Source organism: Paenibacillus sp. J22P59, assembly GCF_059383895.1.
Genome location: NZ_JBXENX010000009.1, coordinates 252,460 through 276,219 on the forward strand (window position 1 = coordinate 252,460; position 23,760 = coordinate 276,219).

The window sequence follows — 23,760 nt, forward strand, 5'->3', positions numbered from 1 at the left end:
AGTAACGAATCAAGACGTTATTTCATAAGCTTCACACATACAGGAGGTTATACTATGAGTTTTCTTGGCCATGTTGTTCGGTTCATCGTATCCGCTCTTGTTCTTATGGTTGTCGGTTGGATTGTACCACAGTTCAGCGTAGGCGGATTCTGGAGCGCCTTGTTCCTTGCTCTGGTTATTGCAGCGCTGGGGTGGATTATCGAAGGCATATTCGGCAAAAGAGTTACACCCTTCGGGCGTGGCATTGTCGGCTTCCTCGCCAGTGCCGCAGTGATCTGGGTCGCTCAGTTCATCGTAGGCGGCGTGTCCGTGACATTGCTGGGTGCTATCCTTGCCGCTCTTGTCATCGGGATAATTGACCTCTTCATCCCAGTAAGCACACCTTATGAAGCAGGAAGAAGCAATCGCGATTAATATAAGCTTGGCATTCCCCCTTGCCGGTCGCTGTCGACCGGCTTTTTATTCATTATTTTGTCACCATGCGTCACTGCATTCCTACTGGGTATAAGTTACAATAGGGAGGAAAGAATGGATGAAGGAATAAACAATGAGAAAGGGGTCTACCATCTTGAAAAAATGGATTTTGTTCACCGCTATCTTCGCTCTTATCTTAGTAATAGCGGCATGCGGTTCAGGTACTAATTCTACACCTACAACAGGAGCTGGAATTGTAGAGCCGAACAGCGCTGCACCTGAGGTCGTCATCAAAGCGCAAAACTGGGAATTCGAGCAGACCGAATATAAAATCAAGCAAGGCGAAGAGGTTAACCTCAAGCTGGAGTCTATCGAAGGCATGCATGGTATCGCCATCTCCAAAACAAAAATCAAGCTGGGCCAGAATGAAACGAAGACCATCAAGCTTGATGCTGGGGAATATGTCATTAGCTGCAATATTCAATGTGGTACAGGCCATTCCCAAATGCAAGCGAAGTTGATTGTAGAATAATTACCTAATTATATCGAATCCTCATCTAGTCGGTCTTCATGGCCGGAACTGCGATGAGGATTTTTTATGCATATACACAAGCTCTCTTCTTATAAGATTATCTTAAGGATAATTCTCAAAAAAAATCGGATGGCTGCTTCCAGTACAACGCTAGAGGAGGAAACAACATGAGCTTATTACAAGGCCGCGTTGCCATTGTTAGCGGAGCAGGCGGCGGATTAGGGAGAGCCTCTGCACTAGCGTTCGCCAAGGAAGGGGCACTTGTTGCCCTGCTGGGACATTCAACGAGCGAATTAGAAGAGACTGCTCAGCTAATCAAGCAGCAGACTGGAAGCGAAGCCTTGAGCGTACCTACCGATATTCATATAGCAGAACAAATCAATAGTGCTGTTCAGCAAGTGCTGAAGCATTGGCAGAGGGTTCACATCCTGTTCAATAACCCCCCCCTATTCGAGCCTAGTGCAATTAACCAACTCACCGCTGAGGAATGGCGCACACAAATTGCCGCCAATTTGGCCGGTCCGTTTCTATTGACGCAAGCTGTTCTCCCTGAAATGAGAAGCGCGAAGTATGGAAGAATTATTACGATTACATCCGGAATATCCTCTAACGGGGCTGGCGGATACGCGGCATATAGCGCTGCAAAAGCAGAATTGGAATCATTCACTCGAACACTAGCTGATGAGGAGCATGAATATGGCATTCTTGCGAATCTATACAACCCTGGTGCATTACGTAACGATAGGCAAGCTACAGGCAAAGACCCTGCCGTTGTAACACCTGATCTCATCCGCCTAGCTAGTCTGCCGCTCGGAGGGCCAACAGGAACCTTGGTCAGCTACGGATAGTCTCCAAATAAACAGCAGCCTGTGACAATACCCATTAAGGGTGAAGTCGCAGGCTGCTATTCGGATTAGCTTTGCTCGATAAGCTCAATCCATTCATTATATTCGGTTTGGAGCTTCGTATATTCCTGTACAAGCTTCTCATGCTCTAGTGCCAAGTGCTGATGTGCATCGCGCAATTGGGCTACTTGCTCCGCAGCCTCATTCCGCTCTGACTCCAGGCGCTGCGTAAGCTCATCCAGCTGGCTGCTCCGCTGAGCTGCTGCCGCTGCTTCTGCTAGAGCTGCTTCCAGCTCTTCTTTCAACACTTCTGCCCCAGATAATTTCTGCTTCTCCTCTTGCAGCAAACGCTCCAGTGCCAGCTTCGCATCTTCAGACTGCTTCCGCTCTGCTTGAAGCTGCTGATTAAGCTGCTGCTCTCTTGCAGCAGCAGCTTCCACCTGCTGTGCCGCAATTCTTTCTCTTGCAGATGTATATTCAAGCTGCTCCATTAACTCCGTTTGTCGCTGGCTAAGCTCAGCAAGCTGTTCTTCCTGCTCTAGCTCACGCAGCTCGGCCTGGTCACTGACATCCTTCAATTGTTGCTGCTGGGCAAGCAACTGCTGATCAAGCTCCTCTTGCTTCACCAGGAGCTCTACATATTGATTCTCCGCTTCTCGTTTGCTCTCTATGTAGCTCTGCTCCAGCTCTTCCCGCTGCTTTTGCAATTGACGGATGCTTGCCTGCTTCTGCTCCTCCAATTGACGAACGCTTGCCTGCTTTTGTTCCTCTATTTGACGAAGGTTTGCTTCGTACTGCTTCTTCAATTGACGGTTTGCTTCTTGCTGCTCTTCTAATTGACGGACGCTTGCCTGCTTTTGTCCCTCTAATTGACGAAGGCTTGCTTGGTGCTGTTCTTCTATGCGACGAAGATTTGCTTCCTGCTGCTCCTTCAATTGACGGTTTGCTTCCTGCTGCTCCTTCAATTGACGGATGCTTGCCTGCTTTTGTTCCTCTAATTGAAGAAGGCTTGCTTGGTGCTGTTCTTCTATGTCACGAAGATTTGCTTCCTGCTGCTCCTTCAATTGACGATTTGCTTCCTGTTGCTCCTCTAATTGACGGACGTTTGCCTGCTGCTCTTCCAACTGACGGAGACTCGCTTGCTTTTGCTCTTCTAATTGACGAAGGCTTGCTTGACGCTGTTCTTCCATGCGACGAAGGCTTGCAGCCTTCTGCTCCTCCAATTGACGAGCACTTTCTTGCTTCTGTCCCTCTAACTGAGCAAGACCTGCTTGGCGTTGCTCATCAAGCTGACGGAGGCCCTCTTGCTTCAGTTCATCAAGCTCGAGCTCAAGCTCCTGACAACGACGCTCGGACTGTTCGAACTGCTCAAGATGCTGCAGCTGCAGTAATTCGGATTGCTCTCGATACTCCATCTCTAGCTGCTCATGAAGCTCATGACGCTGACGCTCAAGTGCCGCAAACTCCTCTTCATGCTGCTGCGCCAGATCCCGAAGCTGCTGTTCATAACGACTCTCAAGAGCTTGCTTAGATTGCTGCTCTTCCTGATATTGCTGCTCAAGCAGCTGATAGTTCGCTTCCTGTTGCTGACGCTGCTCTTCCAATCGTCCAGCATAATCCTGCTCTAGCTGCGTATAGCGCTCTTGATGCATGTTCTCAAGCTGTTCATAGCGCTCCCGATGGATGCGTTCCAGATTCAGCCGCTCATCTTCATGCTTGAGCTCAAGCTCAAGTTCTTTTTCTTCATAGAGACTGCTCATCTCCACAAGCTTTGCTTTCTCTTCCTCTAGCTGCTTGTGCTGCTGTTCATGCTCAGCCTGCAGCCGTTCCAGCAGTTCTTGCTGCTCCGAAGCTTGCTTCGCAGCGGCAGCCTGCTGCTCTAATAGCTTTGCCGCTTGCTGCTTCAATTGTCCACTTTGCGCTGTCGCTTGCTCATATTGCTGTGTCAGCTCCGCCAATTGCTCTTGAGCTTCCACTAGCTGCTCATCCCGTCCTTGAGATTCTTGCTCCAAGTTCGTCAAGGAAGCACGGAGAGCTTCCTCCTGCTCCATTGCCTGCATGAGATGATCATCAGCTGTTTGAATGCGCTGCTCGAATGCTGCTTTCTCCTGCTCCCAGCTCCGCTGAGCTTCGTCTGTCTTCGCCTGCAGCTTGGAGCGCTCTTCCAGCCAGCCTTGTCTGCGCCGCTCGAAATCAGACTTCAGCGTCTGCTCCAGCTTGGCTTGCTGCTCATTCCATTGCTTCTCCCGCTGTGCGGCTTGGCGCTGCTGTTCAGCTGCCGCATTGCTTGTCTCCTTAAGCCAATTCTGCTCTCGCTGCTCCCATTTGCTCTTCCAGCTCTTCTCAAGCTCCGTCAGCTTGGTTGTCAGCGCCTGCTCCTTCTGAGCCAGTGCAGTCGCCGCTTCCTCACGTGCAGCAGCAACTACAGCTGCGGAATTTGCTTGTTCCTTCGCAAGCTCTTCTGCCGATCGGGCTATTGCTTGCTCCAATTCGGCAGCTGCCTCCTCTTGTTGAAGCGCATGCAATTCCTCTGCTTCAGTCAGCTTAATGGCAAGCTCCTTCGCCGCTTGCTCCTGCAGCTCCGTTACCTTCACTTCCCACGCGGCCTCGCACTGCTCCAGATCACTCTGCCCTTTAACCTTCAACGCTTCCTTATCCGATTGCAGCTGTTCGACTAAGCGTTTTTCTTCTTCTAACTCCTGACCAAGAATAATCCGCTTAGCCTCAGCATCCTGCAGGCTATCATTTTCCCGCCTTAGACGGAATACTTCTTCTGTTATTTGCACAGCAGACAGCACTGCGAGCTTAGGCATATCAAGACGTGGATGCCCCTTGGCAAGCTTTTTCATGCTATCGTCAATTGCTCCAGCTACCATCTTCATGTAGTCTGCATTGGAATGACCTTTAAGTTTATACTGGTGTCCATATATATCAACCGTTACTATCGTTTGTTCATTATCCATTTAGGGTTATCCTCCTATTGTCTATCTCGCGTCTCTTAGGTGTATGAACCATGAAACTCATCATTCCCTATAGGGAGCGATACGCAGCAACAAAGAAAAAGCCGCATCAAAAGTTCTCAAGGAACTATTTCGATGCGGCTTTGGAGGTTTCCTGCCTACTTTCGCAATTCTGCTGCAAAAGATTGTTCAAACTCAGCTACAACTTTAGCATGCAGCTCCGTCACTTCTTCATCCGTCAGCGTGCGATCCGCATGTCGATAGACTAACGACAGTGCCACACTCTTCTTGCCTGCTCCCAGCTTTTCTCCAGTAAACACATCGAATACCTTAACAGATTCGAGTAATTCGCCTGCGATAGCCCATGCGGAAGATGTCAAATTAGCAGCTGGCACTGCAACGTCTAGTACAACAGCAATATCGCGCTGCATTGCCGGATAACGAGGAAGCGATTTGTATTCGATCGCGAATTGAGCCTGTTCATACAGCTCATCCAGTTCAATCTCAAGGACATAAGTGTCGTTAAGATCATTATCATGCTGCAAGGTAGGGTGCAGCTGACCAACATAACCAATCGTCTCAGGACCGCGAGCTGTGTCAATCACCACTGCTGCCGTTCTTCCTGGATGGAAGTTGGCAGGCTGTGCAGCCTCATAACGAACTTCTGCCGTTAATCCGAGTACCTCGAATACCGTTTCTAAGATTCCCTTTGCATCGTAGAAATCAACGGCTGCTGCCTTGCGATTCCACTGAGCATCAACACGATTACCGGTTAGAAGCGCGGCAAGGCGATGCTTCTCCTGCGGCAAACGAGTAAGCTGATCTTCATCCGTATGGAACACGCTGCCGATCTCAAAAATAGCTGCTGATTCATTCTTGCGATTGCGATTATAAGTCGCCGTCTCGATCAACTGAGCCAATAGCGTTGTACGCAGTACACTACGATCCTCACTCATCGGCATAGCAAGCTTAACCGGCTTTGCATCCTTGCTGATCAAATCTGGGAATAGGCCTGTGCGCTCTGGTCCTGTGAAGGAGTAGCTGACTACTTCGTGCACGCCAGCGTCAGTCAATCTTCTGCGAAGCTCACGACGTATCAGTTGAGGCTTCGTCAAGGAACCTGGCGTCACGTCACCGTTAATCGGCGTAGTAGGAATATTGTCGTAGCCATACAAGCGAGCTACCTCTTCGATTAAATCGACATCACGGGTAATATCTCCCCGGCGAGTTGGAACCTGTACGGTAAGTTCACCTGCATCCGTCACGCTATAACCGAAGTTCAGTCTTGTAAATATCGTCTCAACTTCAAGCTTAGACAGCTCCGTACCGAGGTAACGGTTAATTTTGTCCAGTGTAATTGCAAGTTCAACAGGCTTTGCTGCCTCATTGCGCTCCTCTACAACCCCTTCTGTAACAAGCCCATTAGCCAGTTCTGCTATAAGCGAAGCTGCTCGGTCAAGTGCTGGAAGGACACGCGCTGGATCAACTTCCTTCTCGAAGCGAACGCTCGATTCCGAACGAAGCCCCAGCTGCCGTGAAGTTTTGCGAACCGTACCTCCATCGAACTTGGCTGACTCTAGAAGAATATTGACCGTTTGGCCATTTACTTCTGAGTTCGCTCCACCCATAACGCCGGCAAGAGCGATTGGATTCACGCCATCTGTAATAACAAGCATATGCGGGTCCAAACGGCGTTCCTGATCATCCAGGGTAACCAGCGTTTCGCCCTCTTTCGCCAAACGAACGTCAATACGTCCGCTGCTTACAGCATCTGCATCAAAAGCATGAAGCGGCTGCCCATATTCCAGCATGACGAAATTCGTCACGTCCACGACGTTGCTGATCGGACGAATGCCGGCAGCGATCAAACGGTTCTGAAGCCAGAGCGGTGAAGGACCAACCTTCACTCCCTTAATATAGCGGGCACTGTAATGGGAGCATTGTTCCTTCGCGGTGATCGTTACTGCAATATGATCCTCCGTGCGGTCAGAAGCCAGATTGACCGCTGCCTCTGGCAGACGAACCTCACGGCCAGTCAAGGCGCCAATCTCATAAGCTACGCCCAGCATGCTGAGGCAATCCGCACGATTTGGTGTTAGATCCAGCTCCAGCACCTCGTCACCCAGGCCCAGCACCTCTCCGATTGGCTTGCCGATTGGTGTCGATTCCGGCAGAACAAGAATACCCTCCTGCTGCTCCTTAGGAAGCAGCTTATCATTAAGGCCAAGCTCCTTGGCCGAGCAGATCATCCCTTGCGATTCCACGCCGCGAAGCTTCGCACGCTTAATGTTCAGGTCTCCTGGCAGCTTAGCGCCTACTGTTGCAACTGGCACAAGCTGACCAGCATCTATGTTGCTTGCTCCGCATACGATCTGAAGCTCTTCTCCTGTACCAACATCGACCTTGCACACATTAAGCTTATCGGCATCAGGGTGCTTCTCCTTCGCAACTACATAACCGACAACCACGCCAGTGACCCCTTTGTTCCGGGACTCTATGCCATCAATTTCAATACCGCCGCGCGTCATTTTCTCAGCCAGCTCTTCTGCCGTATAACCGGATAGATCGATATATTCATTCAACCATTGATAGGATACCTTCATCGTTTTTTTCCCTTCCTTTCCCTTTACATTCTCGCGAATTGATTCAAGAACCGCAGATCATTCGTATAGAAATGACGAATATCATCAATACCGTATTTAAGTAGCGCAATACGTTCAACACCCATACCGAAGGCGAAGCCGCTCACCTCATTAGGGTCATAGCCTCCCATTTCGAGTACACGCGGATGCACCATACCGCTGCCCAGTATTTCGAGCCAGCCGGTCTGCTTGCACATCCGGCAGCCTTTGCCGCCGCACTGCACACAAGTGACATCAACCTCTGCACTTGGCTCCGTGAATGGGAAGAAGCTTGGACGAAGACGAATTTGCGCCTGTGAGCCGAACATTTGCTGTACGAATTGCAGGAGTGTTCCCTTCAAGTCACTCATCCGAATATTGGGGCCAATGACTAGACCTTCAATCTGATTAAATTGGAAGGAATGTGTTGCATCATCATCATCCCGGCGATACACCTTGCCTGGACAAATGACTTTAATAGGCTTGCCATTCATTCGCTGCATCGTTCTCACTTGAACAGGAGAAGTATGCGTACGCATGAGAATGTCATCCGTAATATAGAAAGAGTCCTGCATATCGCGGGCTGGATGATTTTTCGGCAAGTTAAGCGCTTCGAAGTTGAAGTAGTCGGTCTCGACCTCTGGGCCTTCGGCGATCGAATAACCCAGCCCAACGAAAATATCTTCAATCTCTTGTGCTACCTTATTGAGTGGATGTACCGCACCCGTTGGCAACGCTTTGCCCGGAAGAGATACGTCAATGGTCTCTTCACGCAGGCGATTCTCTGTCTCCGCTTGCAGAAAAGCATTTTGCTTCTCCTCGATAACCGCTTCTATCGCACCGCGCACATCATTGCCCACTTGGCCAATGATTGGACGCTCCTCAGCGCTCAATCCACCCATACCTCGCAGAATCTCAGTCAGGGCACCTTTTTTGCCTAAATATTTGACACGCAAATCATTCAACTGCTGCGGATTATCGACCTGCTGCAGCTCTTGCAGCGCTTCGCCCCGCAATGCCTCCAAACGTTCCTTCATCCTTGCTCGCCTCCATTAACATATTAGAAAACCTTCAAACAAAAAAAGGCCCTTTCTCCCCGCAAGGGACGAAAGAACCGTGGTACCACCCTAATTCGGATTGCCCGCCTGTCTATTGCTGGCGTGAACAATCCCTTAAGCCCATAACGGCGGGAACCGGACACTCCCTACTTGCTCACGGATATTGTTATTCCGCGGCTTATCAGGTGTCTGCTCCGGAGTGAACTTCAGCAGCCTAGTTTCGTAAAGACGCTCTCAATCAACGGCATCTTCTCCCTGGGCGAAAGCACTGCTTACTCTTCTCCATCTCAGCTTTGTACTATGAAACCATATTAATCTATATTATATGCAATTCCTATTCCGGTTGCAACAATGGACTATGAGAGTTACCTTACAAATAGAATAAAATCAGCGCTGCTTGGTTCAAAACCATCTGCTCGAAGCAGTGCGTTAATCTGCCCTCGATGATACTGTCCATGAAGAGCTACATGGGTTAAAATATCTCTTATCGAAGTCTTGAACGCCGTACCTTTACTATTGGTATAAGATAGGAGACTATCCAAATCCGTTTCCTCTAACTCAGTAAGCAGCGTGTTGAAACATTCTTCATTTTGTGTAATCAGTGCTGCACAGCTTGCTAGATCCCTCTCCGACCATATGGGCAATTGTGAGCTGTCCATTCCCTTCAATCTGGCTCCCCATACTTGCTCCGCTAAAAGAGTGTGCGAAAACAACCTATGTGCCTGTACGTTGTCAGTATCAGCCGCTCGCAACGCTTCTAGAATGCCTTTATTAGCCCAATTCAAATGCTCATACAGCTTCTGGATTGTTTTCATTGAATACCGCCTCCTTTTAATTACTCAACTTAATCAATCATTATTAAAATACGTTCACCTATAGACTTCAAAATTCCTGCTAATTTACATTGGTCTAATAGGTATTTTTTTTAAATAATCCAACCTGTATCTTATTGATAAAAAATACAAATCATTGTAAACTATTAGTTATATTAAATAATAAATTCTAGGTGGTCTATGATGAAAAATTTAAGAATTATCGTACTTATTTTGCTTTTGCTGACCATGGCTACAAATATCACATATGCTGAATCTACCGTTTCTACTTACGTTGAATCTACCGTTTCCGCCTTTGCCTCATCCGGCCAACAAAAACAATCAGACGCTTTTAAAGGGATGAACAAAATGGGCAAGGTAATCATTAACTCAAGTGGCGCAGCTTCCGGATATTATACGAAAGCATGCGGCGCAGCGGGCAATAGTCTAGGTGAACTTTTAGAAGTAGGCCCTGATGGGGGATCAATTTCGGTAGAATTTTATATGTCTTCCTCATGTACTTATTCTGTAGTTGTTGTCAGTGAAGGAGCCTTTTCCGCAGTTGGCACACTGAAAAACTACAATTCTTGTTACAAATGCCGACCATTTGGATTGGCACTTTTTTTTATGGACAGCTCTATAAGATGTAACGACGGCAGTGAGGCCACACCAGTAATAGACATGACCAGACGAATCCTTTTCACAAATACGAAACAGGAATCAGTTTGAATAGATGAAAACAAGCTATATCCATATTCCCTGAGCTTTATTTAGCTAGCTCCATGAGGCTACCGTTCTATGCGGACAGCCTTTTTTGTATCCAGCTTGATATAAAACCGTCCAGACGGTACAATAAAATAAAGGAGTTGAATAAATGAAGCCCACAAAAAAGGATCTTAAGAGAGAGCTAATTCTTAAAACAGTTTCCCAAATTGTAAATAACGAAGGTGTTGAAAAGTTAACATTAGAGGCTGTTGCTCGACAGGCAGGCATTAGTAAAGGGGGATTGCTGTATCATTTTCCCAACAAAGATTCTTTGATTCAAGGGGTTATTGAGCAGCTATCCCATAATTATGTCGAGGAGTTTAACAAGAGGGCAATTGACGATCCAAACCCAATAGGAAAGTGGACGAGGTCTTATATCGAAACATCGCTGACCGAAGAAAGCCACGTGAATGATCTATATACGGCGATATCAGCTGCTTACTTTACGAATCCTGAAATGCTGCAACAACTGCAGCACTCTTACTCTGAAATTCAGAATAAAATCGAGAATGATGAACTAGACCCTGTTCGTGCCACGCTTGTTCGTTTAGCAGTTGATGGGCTTTGGTTTGCAGAAATGTTTGGACTGGCTCCGCCCAAAGAAGACTTAAAGCATAAGGTTATTGAAAAATTAAGGGCAAGTCTCCAGGAGGTACAATAATGGCATATATATTTTTAGCAATCTCTATCATTGGCGAATTAATCGGTACATCGATGCTTAAAGCATCTCAAGGCTTTACCAAATTTTATCCAAGCCTCTTCACACTTGTCGCTTTTGGCTGTTCCTTCTTTTTTATCTCGCTTGCTCTCAAAACCCTTCCCTTAAATATAACTTATGCTATTTGGTCAGGAGTAGGAGCAGTAGCAACCGCATTTATTTCTGTGTTGATTTGGAAAGAAAAGATAAACACGGGAAGCATCGTTGGAATAGCTCTGATTGTTATTGGAGTAGTCGTATTAAACTTATTCGGAGCTGGACACGGCGAGACAAAGGATACGACAGCATCCACAAGTACAATGGTCCAGAAATAAGATAAAGCATATAGCAGATTGAACGAACGAAGAACGATAGTCCACCATTGAAGCGGCAGACCATCTGCCGCTTCGTCGTTAAATCGTCCAAGTCTAGCTTAAGAATCAATTCGCATCATCATCTCCTCCAGCAGCCTTATTCGTGCAAAGGATGCCCGAAGCAGACCAATCCCGATCTCTGGGTAGAGACGCACTAATCTCGCCACATCATCCCCGACAAGCTTAAGCAGCCGAGCGTCGCCAAGAAGCGATTGTGCAGATACCGTTGAAGACGAGCCATCAAGAGCTGAAGTGACGCCGCATACATCGCCAGACCCTAGTACACCTATCGTTCCTTCCCAGCCAGCAGCAGAAATGCTTGTCAGCTCCACATTACCTTCTACAATAACGAACATAGCCGGATTAGGCTCACCTTTGTGAAGCAGCTTCTCGTCCTCAGAGCTAACCATCTCTTCCGCAATGTTTGCGATGAGTCCCAGCTCCTCCAGTGATAGGTCAGCGAAATAGGGCACCTGCCGTAAAAATACGACTTTGTCCAATCGTCCCATCATATGATGCTCGCTCGTCATGCCTTGATCCTCCCCTGCCTCTGTTGCTGCGGCCATTTCCCGCCACCAGTCATCATTGCCCTCAAGGGCAGACCGAAGCAGCTCACGCGCCTCCTGCTCGGTCTTTATAGTCCTTTCGTCATTAACACCCTTCTCAAGAACACTTAGCAACTGCTGAGAAAGCCTCCGTTCCCCCACTCCTTCAGCCAGCACTTCCCATCCATTGCTCCGAATCTCTTCATCCGAATCATCGGATGCTTTGCGAATGGCATCTACAACCTGCTGATCTGCCAGACTCGCCAATATTGCCCATACGCCATCCAGTACCATCGTGCGTACCTCTAACCAGCGCATAGCCGACAAACGCGCCAGCCCCTCTTGTCCCACATAGCCAAATGCCGAAGAATAACTGCTTGCCTGCTCAAGCGAGGTCAATCTTTTCATAGCATCTTCAACCAGCAGGCTTCGAAGCTCTTTCTCGTCCAATAGCTTCGTCAAGGCTTGTATGGCTGCTGTCCAACGCTTGGGATGAGCGTCATTCAAGCTATGTACGAGAGGCTCTACGGCCTCTTCTCCCATATTAATCAAGCTATCCAGCGTCGTTCGGAACATCTCCTGATCCATCGTTGGCAGCCCATTCAGCAATGTAGGAATAATCGTTACAACCTTCAATCTCCCTAGACAAGCAATAGCTGCTACTCGGGCAGCCGGATGCGGTTCGATCACCAGCCTCTCCACCTGTGGCAAGAAAGCGACCAGCTTGAGGTCAGCAACAAGGCGGCAAATATAGACCGAGGCAGCACCGCCCTCTTCCAATATTTGCTCAATAACTTCTGCACAAGCCTCATAGCTCGGAGCGTGGTTGAATGAATACATTGCCCTCACGGCTTCAGCAACAACACTAGAATGTGAATCCAGCAGCTTTTGCCTCAAGAAGAAAAGCGCCTGAGACTCCATATGCTTCATTCTGCCGATTTGCCTAACCACCTCAGCACGGATCTCCGTATCTGGATCTTCCAGAAAAGCCGCGACCTTTGCCATCGCTGGCAGATCAGCCTTCTCCGGGTTCATCGCTCGAACTGCAGACGCACGTATCCGAGGGCTTGGATCGTCTACCAGCTTCAACAGCTCATATAAATCTTTCGGATTTTGCATCCTTCCAATAATCTGCAGAGCGATTTCCTTGGCGGAATCCGACTGATCCTCAAGCATGCTTTTGATTTTTGCTAATATGGCCGGATTGCTCACTAATTCATCGAATTGCTCTGCCATATCCTGTTCACCGATCACCTGTACACTATTAACGAGCTCACGCATGTAATACCTTCGGCCGAACCAGGCCAGCAGGAATAATGCCACGGAGCCTGCTAGTCCTGCGAGGGAGAGGAAGGTCCAAGACAGCCCAAATCCAGAATGCAGAAATTGCAAGCCTGCTCCCAGCAGAATGCCTGCTGAAGCGGCGATGCCCTGCGCTGCATAACGATAGCTGTCCCGCTTGGCTAACGGCAATATTTTGAAAAACAATTGATAGGAAGGCTCTGCCGAATAATAGAGCAGCAAATACAGCAGCATGTAGCCAACGGATATAGCAGCAAGAGCAGCCGAGGAATCCACTAACAGAACGGCGCCGACAAATGAAAGAACATATATACCAGCAATAGCCGTTAACATTTGGCTTGCCCCAAGACGTGCCATCAGCTTGCCTGACACCGTCTGCAGCAGAAAAGCAAGAACGAACAATACGGTCGTAATCTTGCCGAAGTAACGGCTGAATTCTTGTTCGCCCGGATAAGTAATTCTTGTCACGTTCAGAAATTCATATTCCATTAAAAAATATAAAGCTGGCATAAGCGTCATCAATAATATGATCGTCAATAGAAACGGAGAGCGCAGTGCATGACGGAATACCGCGCCAGTCGTGATGCCTGACTCTTCCTCGCCGCCACTATCCATTCTTAGGGACAACGGCACCAGATAACGATTAATCACCTTGTTATAATTCGGCCAAGCCAGGCAGAGCAGAATAGCCCCGAACACATATATAGCCTCCGGTCCAAAATAAAGACTGATAGCTTGTGCAAGAAGGCCCGCGGCAACGCCTCCGAGAGTAGCCGCACCGACGAATACCGGCATAAGGCGCTTGGCCTGCTGCGTAGGACAAGTATCAATGGCCAGACTCCATAGCAGAATCGTCTGCTGACGCACCACGAAGCTCGAACAAAGGAACAGCACGGGATAATACCAGAGCAGCTCTATATCTAACATCTGGAGCACGAGCAGTACAATCGCATTAATAGCTACGATGCCCAGCATTATGCCATACATAACCCGCATAAGTCTAGGCTTCGGCAGGTTAGCCGCGAGCCAGGAGAGCAGCCACGCCTCCAAGGGCAGAATAATGGCTTCAGCTGCGTATACATACGGGAGAAACTCACTTCCGAAACGTTGGTTGAAGAGCGTCATGAAGCTGTTATAATTCAACATCTCGGCAATTCCGCACAGGAAAAATACAGGTGCCATCATGAGCAGCTTGCGCTGATCCTCAGCACGGGCGCCAATCGCGCGCAGCAGTCGTTCCATGTTCATTTTGTCTCCATTCTAATTCCTTATCCCTGACTACTTTCCGCCCTCATTCACCGGACAGCTTACGATAATAGATCAGCCTGTCCTCACCGTCAAAATAATAATCTGGACAGCGGCCAACGAGCGAGAAGCCGCTGCGTTCAAACAACCGGCGGATTCCGTTATATTCAGGAAGATCACAAGTATACGTCACGATATACCGTGCATGTACCTTCGCTAGATAATCATTCATGACAGCGATTAGAGAGGAGGCAATACCGGTTTTGCGGTAATCCCGGTGAACGACGATATAGTCCCAGCTGTAGCCGCTCGTAAGCTGCTCATTTTCGGCTACAGCATTAATTGCGATAATGTCGCCTGACTCATTGACGGCATACCAGAAAATTAATTTCCCTTCAAGTGCCTGATAAGGAAGCTCACTAAAGTGGGCAAGTTCCCCAGGCGTATAGCGTGTATCATCGAACGAGCTATCCGATAATAAAAACTGAACAATCCGCTCAGCATCCTTTACCAAGGCAAGCTTGTCGATCTGATATTCTCCGGCAACCATCACGCGCTGCTCCCCCTCTTTCTCATTGCCTATTACGAAATGCGAGAGCTAGACTGCCAACGTGCCATTCCAGCCCTCGGTAGCGCCATTGCGATAATACTCATCGCACAAATAAAAATATAAGGTAGCTGTTTTATCGAAGCGATTCTGATTAATGACCTCTACGAATGCTTCTCTCGCATCGAAGAAACGGCCTAGCTGGCATAATAGAATCCCTCGCTCAAATAACGGCTTCGTCCGATCCTTCAACTGCCTTATAGCAGCTGAGTCACCCTCGTAGACATCAACTAGCTCGATCGGCTCATCCATGCCATCAATGTGTATGCGACCCAAATAACGGTGACGGAATCTCTCTGGTGATCGCAGTTGGTCAAAAAATAGCTTGCTTACGAGAATCGAGGCTCCCAATAGATCTGAAAGCGGCTCCAATGTTGCCGTCATATTGACATCATCAGAGATGACATTGCCTTCCATTCGCTGCTCTTCACCGACTATTCCGAGCATAAGTGGACCTTTGTGAATAGCGACGCCTAGATCCACTGTCTGGAAGCCTGACTGGACAAGATGCTCATTATAAGAGGAGAGCTCGCTTCTAATCGCCACTGCTGCACGAAGCGCATCATCCGGATTGGCAGGGAACAACGCCATGAAGCCTGCTCCCAAATATTTGCTAATCAAGCCTTCTTCTTGGCGGACATAGGGACTGAATCGCTTCAAAAACGAATTCATGAAGTCAAAATTCTGCTTCGGTGACAGCCTCTTCGAGAGCTGGTGGAAGGAACGAATATTGGCTACCATAACGGTCATATTCTGCTGTACTTGATCACCAAGATGAATATCCTGAATGCCCTTTTTACCCAAATATTTAAAGAATTGCTCGGGTACGAAACGATGTGAGGCTTCGCTGAAGGAAGTAATATCTTTGATGTAAGTGCGAATATGGCTCGCCATCAGGTTGAACTGCTCGCCAAGATCGCCGACCTCGTCTCTCGTACGGATCTTCACCTCTGCATTCCAATTGCCGTTGGTTATATCTGTAACGCTTTTGCGCAGCTTGCGCAAAGACGACAGCATCAAATAGGTAGTCGCAATAACAAGCGCGATAAGAACAAGGCTGATAATGGCAATATTCCTCACAATACTGTCATATATTTTTTGATTCGATTCATACAGTACCTTCAAATCGCGACCTGTCTCATAAATTCCTACTATTGCCCCTGAAGAGTCATATACAGGTCCTATCGCATAGAGCCATTTACCAGTAGCATCCTCCCAAGGATCAGGGTCTGTATAGACCTCGCCGGTCTTCAGAACAGCACTATTCGAACTGTTCAATTCGAACGGGCGATACATATTTACACCGTCATCATCATCCATCATGATGAACAGCTCCCCATTCTCATACTTGTACAGCGTGCTGTACAGCCCTTTGCGATTAGCAGGGTCTTCGCTTTCAAACAGAAAATCCATCTTCTTTTTAATCGTTTGATAGTCTTCATTCATATAATCATTAGGAGAAGTAAATTTATTCAAGAGATCCCCGTCAATAATGTTCTGCCCGTTGCGTGCAAGAAAGGAAAGCTGCCGCTGCATTTCATCCTCCATACGGCTAGAGAAGCTGTCATAGATGAAATTGCACAGCAATACCATGGATAAGATCAAAATAGGGACAAAAGCTACCATTTGCCTTACAAACAGCGGTATCCGGCGACGGAATAGATGGACATAGATTACTCTGGAAAGTATTACTAGCGTTACCAGAAGAACGATAGCAGCAGACCATGTAAGCCAGCCCATCCGCACGCTGTCCTTATCGAAGGCGACCTTATTGAAGACCATTGCTTGAGAAGCCTGTGCCTTCGTATTAATCACCCTGTCATCCAGAGCGATATGCAGCATGCCGCCTTCCCCTATTGTCAAATTCATTATTTCGATACTCTCGGCATTCTTTGCTTGGGACAACAGCGACTCCTCGCTATATTCAACTCGCAAATCGCCAGAATCCACAGCATTCATACTTATAACTGAATTAAGCAGACGGTCAATAAAGTAGAGTCTTCCATCCGAGCTCAATTGCAGCGCTTCGGGAAAATTTTTGAGCGTTCGATTCATGCCCTCAAGCGGATAGGCAAGCTCGCTCGCTCCTGCGGAGGTCACTTTATAAATAGCTCCCCGCTTCGTTGTGTAATAAATATGACCTAGCTCCCGCCCAACAATCTCAGACAAGAAGCGATTGCCCGGCACCTGAAACGTGAATACCTCCTGGGGCTCGCCGCCTTCCATCGGCAGTCGCTTTAAGTAGACGGACTGATTATCGTCAATAAAGAACAAGAGCGATTGCTCCTCTAATTGGAGCGACTTTATTCTGCCAATTCTTTTGTTCGTTCCATCACCGGGCAGAGCAAATAAGACAGTCCCTTCCGGATTGTCTTTGTTATAGCGAATAATTCGCTCTTCCTGTACATACAGGCCGTATTGGTCAAGCACTGTATCAAGCACATACAAGCTGCCGCCTGGACCTGCTACTGCTTCCGTAAAGTCATGTCTGCCGCTGCCTCCGGATGTTTGGCGAATTCGCTCCAGCAGAACGCCCTCGGCGTTCATATGTAAAATTTCCTGTCGTGAGTCACCAATGAGAACTAACCCGCCATTTGATTCCACCGATACCTTAGACAAATAAGAAAGAGCCTTTTCTTTGGCAAAAGGCATAGACGAGAGTCTGTCCAGGTTCGGATACAGCCACAGTCCAATGCTCACCGTTATGACAAGCAGCATCAATACACTCCATATGGGCTTTTTCATACGCACCATCGCTTTCATTTTCTGGATCATTCACTAATTCAATAGTACTACATGTCAATCTCTTTTACATCCATTTCCTTCTATATTTTTGGTGAAACTTGACGATTCTATCAGTTTTTTGTTGAACCCCCTACATGCATATAGTACTATTAATAATAGAAGAAAATGGTAGAGGCCAAGTCGTTATTCGGCTTCTTGCGGAAAGGGTATGTTATGGGCCAAATCGTATGTGGCGGTGCCGCCATGCAATGCTCCTTCGGAGCTGCTCCAAGCACTTTGCTTGTGCTGCCAGCCAACCGTGTACTAACCTCAATGCCTATCGCCAATATTATGGATAACAAGCCGATGGTTAATATTTTGCCTTTTGGCGTTTGTACTTCTTTAGGTAATCCCACAGTGGCTGCGGCTACAGCAGCTGCCTTTGGCGCATTGGTCCCCCAGCCTTGCATGCCCGTGATTCCTGCACCTTGGGTGCCGGGCTCGCCAACAGTCCTCGTCGCGAATATGCCTGCTCTTAATCAAACGTCCAAATGCATGTGCGCTTGGGGCGGAGTCATTCAGATCGTCAATCCTGGACAAATTGCTATACAGGTGCCCTAATATGATCGAACAAATTCTCAAGCCGATATTCAAGCCGGTCAAACGCATGATTATTACGCCCATCAAACGGGCGAAGACTTTACCTAAGCGCTTGCTCGCCATACTGCGCAAATTTCTCGTTACCGCTTTATTTGGGCCTTTACGTTCACTAGAGAATTATTTCCGAGTAGGAAGCTACTACATTGCCAAAAAATTTATTGCATTATTCATTATCATCACGCTGATCATTGTCTACATCGGCTTTATTAATCCGCCTACCTTTGTGAACAAGTGGTTTGGCCGTACACCGCATCTCACAGCCGCAGCTGCTGCTGAAGGCAGCTTCACAGGAGCCGCTACCGTAACGGATGCCGATGGCAATGTCTATAAAGGGCAATTGGAAAAAGGATTATCTACTGGCGTGGGCAAGCTCTTCTATCCGAACGGCAAGCTTCAATATCAAGGGGATTTCGCCAAAGGGATGAAGAGCGGCAGCGGCGAGCAGTATGATCAACAAGAGAAGCTCGTCTATCGTGGCGCTTTCGCAGATAATAAGTATGCGGGCACAGGGACGTTATTCTACCCCGATGGAACGACTCAATACGAGGGCGAATTCGCTGCCGGCTTATATGAAGGGGCGGGTACGGAATATTCACAGGAGGGCGGCATTACTTACACAGGCGCTTTTGCCAAGGGCGAGCGAACCGGCCAAGGCAAGCTTTATGGAAGCAACGGCATTCTGTTGTACGAAGGACTACTAAATGAGGGCAAGTATGAAGGAGCCGGCAAGCAATATCGCGAGGATGGAAGCCTGCTGTATGAAGGCATTTATCTAAACGGCATGCTCTCTGGCGCCGGCAAGGAATATTTCTCCTCTGGCATCGTGAAATACGAAGGCGCTTTTCTGTTAGGTCAGTATCACGGTACGGGCAGCTTGTTCAATGAGAGCGGATCAACGGTTTATACAGGAGCTTTCGCTTCTGGCCAGATGAACGGAGACGGTCAAGCATTCGTCGCCAACGGCACTGTCATCTATGCTGGCAAATTCCTGAACAACAAATATAACGGCATTGGCACACTATTCGATATGGATGGGGCACCTATTTATAAAGGCTACTTCCGGGAGGGCTCTTCTTATTTGGAAGGCTTCATCAGCATTTCGCAAGCGAAGCTTCAAGAAACATTGGGTGAGCCTGATGCTCCTCCTCCAGTTGAAGCTGTCCCGGAAGCGCCGCTTCCCCCGCAATCGGAGACTCCAGCAACTGAGAGCAACGACTCTGAAGAAGCTGTGCCTCCAGCAGACCCTAAGACAACGACTGCTATAGGGAATGCTCCTAATGCCGCCAGTAATGATAAGGCTTCTGTTAAAATTGCCAGCGGCGGCGGAGCTGACGAAGAAGCAGGCGAAGGCACAGGCAGCGATGTCAACGACGGAGAATCGGATTCTTCATCTGACACGGTTGACAATTGCACCGCTGCTGAGCTCAAAGCTTCAAGCGAGTGTACAAGCTCAGGCGACGGAGAGACTGATGCGGGGCAGCCGCTTACGCTGACTTACAGCGGCAGCCAAATGTCATTCTTGCTGAAGGTCGACCCTGACAATCCAGAAGCCTATTATGTGAAGCAATTGAACACATGGAACCGCAGTATCATGGACCAAACTCTCTCACGGCTGCAGGATGCCAAAGTAACCTCTATTAAAGAGAAACTCGATAACGGCAGACATAATCTTATATTCAAATCAGGTGATACCCTTCTCACCTTTACTTATAACAAGACAACACTCGTGCGATTGAATATTAGCTTCATTACGTCGAAATAACAAAAAACCTGAGTCCACTTGCAGAAGCATGTGAACTCAGGTTTTTTTAGTTATATCAAAGATTACGATTCTCTAGAAGAAGCTGCTTCTGCAATAGCATCCGCTAATCTCGGATCAAGGGAAGCTCCTTGTGTTCCCGACAAGCTCTTAAAGGCCCACCAACGGACCGATATAACGGATGCGGTAGTCTCCGTATCCCCTTGCAGCTTCATCCCGATCCGGAAGGTGCCTTTCTCTGGATAGACAATTGTACCTAATGAGACATTGGAAATGTCAGGCTCGTATTCTGTTCCCTTAAATACGCTGCTTTGCCCATAGTAGACTCGCTTGTTTGTCCCGCTGGAATCCAGAGCTACAGCTTCCTCCAACCCAACGACTACGGTTACCTGTCCTTCCCCAAGGCCATGATCGATTTCCTCGGAGACATAATTCTTTTTGCCCCGTGAGAAGAAGAAGCCTTCTGTTTTGCCCATCGACTCAAGAGCGACATCCATCGTTCCCGTCGCGATCTCATCATACAAAGCCTGTGGACGGGGAATGCCGAGCTTAAAGTCAAATTCATTCCGTTCGGGATGATAGGTTACATCCAGCGCAGCCTTCTCATCATATTCCAGGTCATAGGCCTCAGCATTTGCAAAAAATTTATGAAGCGCCTTCCCGTTTGAAGAGCCGCCTAGCCGCTGGAGCAATGCCGTGTTTTCAATAAATTCCCCGAACGGTACACGGTCAACCTTCTCAATCGCATAGGTGGGTCCCATTTGCCTGAGGCTGAGCTTCGCCAAACAAATATTTTGATCCGCTGACCCCTCCACCGCTTCTTCAAGGCTGCGATTATGCCAATCCAATAATATTTTGTGGGAGACAGGCTCTTCAAGCACCTCAATCGTGTGCTTCGCATTCGTATCAACCGGAATTCTCTCATCGCCAATGGTCAGCTTGGCAAGACGATTAGGAACGCTTAGCTGCGCACGAATTCCTGTCTCAAGCGGGGCTTTGACACTGTATACAAAAGAATATTCTGTCTCCTGCTTATCCGCAGGCTCCGTGAATCTCACCTTCGAATCATTCTGTCCGACAGGTATGAAGCCGATGGTCTCATACTCGAATTCAAAGGCAACACGAGGGGTCTGAAGCGTCTTCTCCACTACGAGCCGTACATCAACAATATCACCTGGGTTCACGTATTTAGGCATCCGCTGCGTAATTCGAACATGTTCATCTTGGTAGATAGTGATTACGTTTTCCAGTAATTTCACGAACTCGAACGAGGATGGGGCTGGTGCGTCCTCGACAATAGTAAGGCGATACGACTCCAGCATACGGTTATATTCACTAATTTCATCGGAACGAGCACTTGAATTGCCCACAGAATGGACTGGCTCTTTGCCTTTCTCATCATAGGAGAGGCAGAGATATACATTCTTCTTGTATTCATTATTCGTGAAGCCTTCAATCATGGACAGCTTCAACGTAACCGGAGCAGGTATAACGATTTCCCGCCCGATATAATCAATGGCGACGCCCATTTCAAGAGATATAGTCTGGTCATCGACAGCAGTAACCTGCATGCCTGTTACAACACCGCTGCCGAACAGCAGCCGGTTCAGCAATCTTCTTTTATCATTCACATATTTTTGCTCTGACTCGAAGTCACGAACCGTCAGCAGCTTTCCGTAAAAATAACGATTCCTCTCAAACGGGTACAGCCTCGATTTTTTCACCGCTTTCACTCTCCTTCAATCTATTAATCGTTTGTTTTATTCAAGCTCCGAATCCATTTCGAGTCTGGTGTATATGTCCATTCTATGCTCCATGCCAACATCAACAATCAATGTATCATTAGGCATCGCTTTATCCGGATTCAGCATGAGCAGGGAAGGCTTCGTCAATACGGTATTAATACCGATGTATGTATGCAGGTCCAAGTACATCCATGGCTGGAGCATTACGAGCCTTGCTTCTGTATAGGCTGGCTTCTGTTCTTCAAGCAGTTGCTCAATTACAACCCGCTCTTTCTCGGAAGGCACCTGCTCGGGATGCAGCAGAACGGTGAATGTATAGGGATCATCGCCGTATAATTGGTCGCTCAGTGCCCTTAGCTCCACATGATCCCGCATAGGCTTCGTTTGAAAATGTTCGATCAATAATGGCTTTTGCCCAGTATACGTCTCGATTGCTTTTTCAATGCCTAGCCTGGTTCCTCTATATTTGTACAGCTCTGGTGCTTCCCTTAGAAAAGCGAGTACCTGGTCATCACTCCAATAATCATCAGTTTCCAAGCCAATCCAGGAAGCCAGCCATTTCAGATGCTCACCATGGGCAAGCTCGATATCGAAATATTGTGACATATCGGCAATGTCATCCTCCACATCGGAGAAAAGCGTCCCGAACAAAGCAAGATAGCGTTCCAGAAAATCACGGCTCGCTGCATCCTCTTGATAGACAGCCGGCAAATAAGAGAGATAAGTATCTCGCGGAAAATAGATACGCAGACGCTGCAATAGCGGTGTATGCCGCTCTGTTCCGAGCCATTCAATCTTTAGCCAGAGGTATCGGCCCTTTGCACCGAAGAACAAAGCATCCTTGGGATTCACAACGGATTGCGACCATAGAGGCTCCAGTGCAGCCAGCTTCTCCCGATAGGAGTGTGTGTCATCTTCAATCCAATCATCTATCTTTGTATATTGGCCTCGCAGAAAGCAATGATCCTCATTTCTGCTGAAGTATGAGATGCGCAGCTGTGTTCCCTCTGGTACAAAAGCTTCCAGCATCATTTTATGCCAGATCGTATCAGACTCCGTACTATCAAACGCTCTCGATAACCATACTCCCTCGGGGACCCCCGTCTCCTGCATCATTAAGGTCTGCGGCTGAAGATTCAGGATAGTAACTGTTCCATCATCACCATTAAAAATGTAGATTCGATCCTGATGATCAATTAATAGTTGATCAGTCTTACAGCGAACACCGGTAATTCTGCCTAATAAATCACCATCTGCTCCTGCTTTGATGATGAAGCGATCATCTTCGCTTTCTTGATTAATTTCTCTAGAATCACCAATATAGAGGCAATTGCTGCTGTCGATGCATAGTCCAGCATAGGGCATTTGCGGAAATTCAAGACGAACATCCAGCTTGCCGCCAGACTGAAAAGAGAATAGCTTGGAAAACAAAGTATCAAAAATATAAAGATGATGTTCCGCAGACACGGATAAAAAATAGCTGCGGCTCAAATGATGAATTTTAGCGCGAACCCGTTGAATAAAAGCAGCGTCCTTCCATATGCCAAGCAGCTCCCCGCTATGGGAGAACCGCATAACTCCGAGCTGCCCGCCCTCGGGGACCACCGCTTCCTCCCCGCTCCCATCTACTTCAAGGGGGGTAAGCACATACAAGCAGTCTGCATCCGATGTAATGCCGAGCGGTACGAAGGGATGCCCTTGTATCTCACTTCCGGTACGTGTCCATAACGTCTGTCCATTCACAATATTATAGGCTGACAGCGTTCTTTCGACCGAGGCATCGGCGACAAATAGCAGATTGCCAGCCGCCGCTATCCGGGCCTTCTTCGTAAAGAAGCCATGCCCCTGCGTGAATAGCCTCTTATAGTCGGAATTACAACGATCATGAATCCACAAATCATCCCGCTCATCCAGCGCATATAGACGATCATGCTGACCCAATGCGATTTCCATTACTCTAACCTTGTCATTCGATTCTCCGAGCTGGATAATGCTGTGTACACCGTATTTATGATCGCGGCTTATGCCGAAGCCTCCCTGCGTCCAATCGAGGTTATACACCTGTGATCGTCGCCAATCCTCTTCACGATTCAAT

The 23,760-nt window shown here is 47.9% G+C and carries 17 protein-coding genes; 8 read left to right on the forward strand and 9 right to left on the reverse strand.

What is annotated here, in order from left to right; genetic code table 11:
- Window positions 1-54: 54 nt before the first annotated feature.
- From AC50YO_RS17565 to AC50YO_RS17575, 3 genes are all read left to right on the forward strand, one after another.
- Window positions 55-414, forward strand: a complete 360-nt coding sequence (locus AC50YO_RS17565) for a phage holin family protein (RefSeq protein WP_494849146.1) — start codon at window positions 55-57, stop codon at window positions 412-414.
- A 154-nt stretch (window positions 415-568) separates the two neighbouring features.
- Window positions 569-946: a cupredoxin domain-containing protein gene (locus AC50YO_RS17570; protein ID WP_494849148.1), complete on the forward strand. Its 378-nt coding sequence runs from the start codon at window positions 569-571 to the stop codon at window positions 944-946.
- Between the two features lie 167 nt (window positions 947-1,113).
- A complete protein-coding gene (locus AC50YO_RS17575) occupies window positions 1,114-1,794 on the forward strand; it encodes an SDR family NAD(P)-dependent oxidoreductase (protein ID WP_494849149.1) in 681 nt (226 codons plus the stop codon).
- Window positions 1,795-1,859: 65 nt separating this feature from the next.
- Here AC50YO_RS17575 and AC50YO_RS17580 read toward each other — a convergent pair whose 3' ends face one another.
- The 4 genes from AC50YO_RS17580 to AC50YO_RS17595 form a co-directional block, all read right to left on the reverse strand.
- A complete protein-coding gene (locus AC50YO_RS17580; protein ID WP_494849150.1) occupies window positions 1,860-4,754 on the reverse strand; it encodes a hypothetical protein in 2,895 nt (964 codons plus the stop codon).
- Between the two features lie 155 nt (window positions 4,755-4,909).
- Window positions 4,910-7,354: a phenylalanine--tRNA ligase subunit beta gene (gene pheT, locus AC50YO_RS17585; protein WP_494849152.1), complete on the reverse strand. Its 2,445-nt coding sequence runs from the start codon at window positions 7,352-7,354 to the stop codon at window positions 4,910-4,912.
- Window positions 7,355-7,377: 23 nt separating this feature from the next.
- A complete protein-coding gene (gene pheS, locus AC50YO_RS17590) occupies window positions 7,378-8,409 on the reverse strand; it encodes a phenylalanine--tRNA ligase subunit alpha (protein WP_494849154.1) in 1,032 nt (343 codons plus the stop codon).
- Window positions 8,410-8,795: 386 nt separating this feature from the next.
- On the reverse strand, window positions 8,796-9,245 hold the full coding sequence (locus AC50YO_RS17595) for a DinB family protein (protein WP_494849156.1): 450 nt from the start codon (window positions 9,243-9,245) through the stop codon (window positions 8,796-8,798).
- Window positions 9,246-9,446: 201 nt separating this feature from the next.
- Between AC50YO_RS17595 and AC50YO_RS17600 the strand changes: the two genes are divergently transcribed.
- From AC50YO_RS17600 to AC50YO_RS17610, 3 genes are all read left to right on the forward strand, one after another.
- Window positions 9,447-9,971, forward strand: coding sequence for a hypothetical protein (locus tag AC50YO_RS17600; RefSeq protein ID WP_494849158.1), 525 nt, complete (start codon window positions 9,447-9,449; stop codon window positions 9,969-9,971).
- Window positions 9,972-10,116: 145 nt separating this feature from the next.
- Window positions 10,117-10,668, forward strand: coding sequence for a TetR/AcrR family transcriptional regulator (locus AC50YO_RS17605; RefSeq protein WP_494849160.1), 552 nt, complete (start codon window positions 10,117-10,119; stop codon window positions 10,666-10,668).
- Window positions 10,668-11,039, forward strand: a complete 372-nt coding sequence (locus AC50YO_RS17610; protein WP_494849162.1) for a DMT family transporter — start codon at window positions 10,668-10,670, stop codon at window positions 11,037-11,039. The genes AC50YO_RS17605 and AC50YO_RS17610 overlap by 1 nt, the downstream gene beginning before the upstream one ends.
- A 98-nt stretch (window positions 11,040-11,137) precedes the next feature.
- Here AC50YO_RS17610 and AC50YO_RS17615 read toward each other — a convergent pair whose 3' ends face one another.
- Genes AC50YO_RS17615 through AC50YO_RS17625 form a run of 3 tightly spaced genes read right to left on the reverse strand, consistent with a single transcriptional unit; the run spans window position 11,138 to window position 17,552 of the window.
- The gene (locus AC50YO_RS17615) at window positions 11,138-14,167 is read right to left on the reverse strand and encodes an Npt1/Npt2 family nucleotide transporter (RefSeq protein WP_494849164.1); all 3,030 of its coding nucleotides are present in this window, start codon (window positions 14,165-14,167) and stop codon (window positions 11,138-11,140) included.
- A 49-nt stretch (window positions 14,168-14,216) separates the two neighbouring features.
- Window positions 14,217-14,720, reverse strand: a complete 504-nt coding sequence (locus AC50YO_RS17620; protein WP_494849265.1) for a GNAT family N-acetyltransferase — start codon at window positions 14,718-14,720, stop codon at window positions 14,217-14,219.
- A 48-nt stretch (window positions 14,721-14,768) separates the two neighbouring features.
- On the reverse strand, window positions 14,769-17,552 hold the full coding sequence (locus AC50YO_RS17625) for an adenylate/guanylate cyclase domain-containing protein (RefSeq protein ID WP_494849167.1): 2,784 nt from the start codon (window positions 17,550-17,552) through the stop codon (window positions 14,769-14,771).
- Window positions 17,553-17,687: 135 nt separating this feature from the next.
- On the opposite strand from AC50YO_RS17625, the gene AC50YO_RS17630 reads away from it, so the two are divergent.
- Together AC50YO_RS17630 and AC50YO_RS17635 are read left to right on the forward strand one after the other, a co-directional pair.
- The gene (locus tag AC50YO_RS17630; protein ID WP_494849168.1) at window positions 17,688-18,122 is read left to right on the forward strand and encodes a DUF4280 domain-containing protein; all 435 of its coding nucleotides are present in this window, start codon (window positions 17,688-17,690) and stop codon (window positions 18,120-18,122) included.
- A gap of 1 nt (window position 18,123) precedes the next feature.
- Complete coding sequence (locus AC50YO_RS17635; protein WP_494849170.1) at window positions 18,124-19,923, forward strand: MORN repeat-containing protein; 1,800 nt, start codon at window positions 18,124-18,126, stop codon at window positions 19,921-19,923.
- 62 nt (window positions 19,924-19,985) lie between these two features.
- Here the strand turns inward: AC50YO_RS17635 and AC50YO_RS17640 are convergent, their stop codons facing one another.
- Window positions 19,986-21,644, reverse strand: a complete 1,659-nt coding sequence (locus AC50YO_RS17640) for a hypothetical protein (protein WP_494849173.1) — start codon at window positions 21,642-21,644, stop codon at window positions 19,986-19,988.
- A gap of 36 nt (window positions 21,645-21,680) precedes the next feature.
- Window positions 21,681-23,759 (reverse strand): phage tail protein, encoded by a 2,079-nt coding sequence (locus AC50YO_RS17645; protein WP_494849175.1) that lies wholly within the window; start codon window positions 23,757-23,759, stop codon window positions 21,681-21,683.
- Between the last annotated feature and the right edge of the window lies 1 nt (window position 23,760).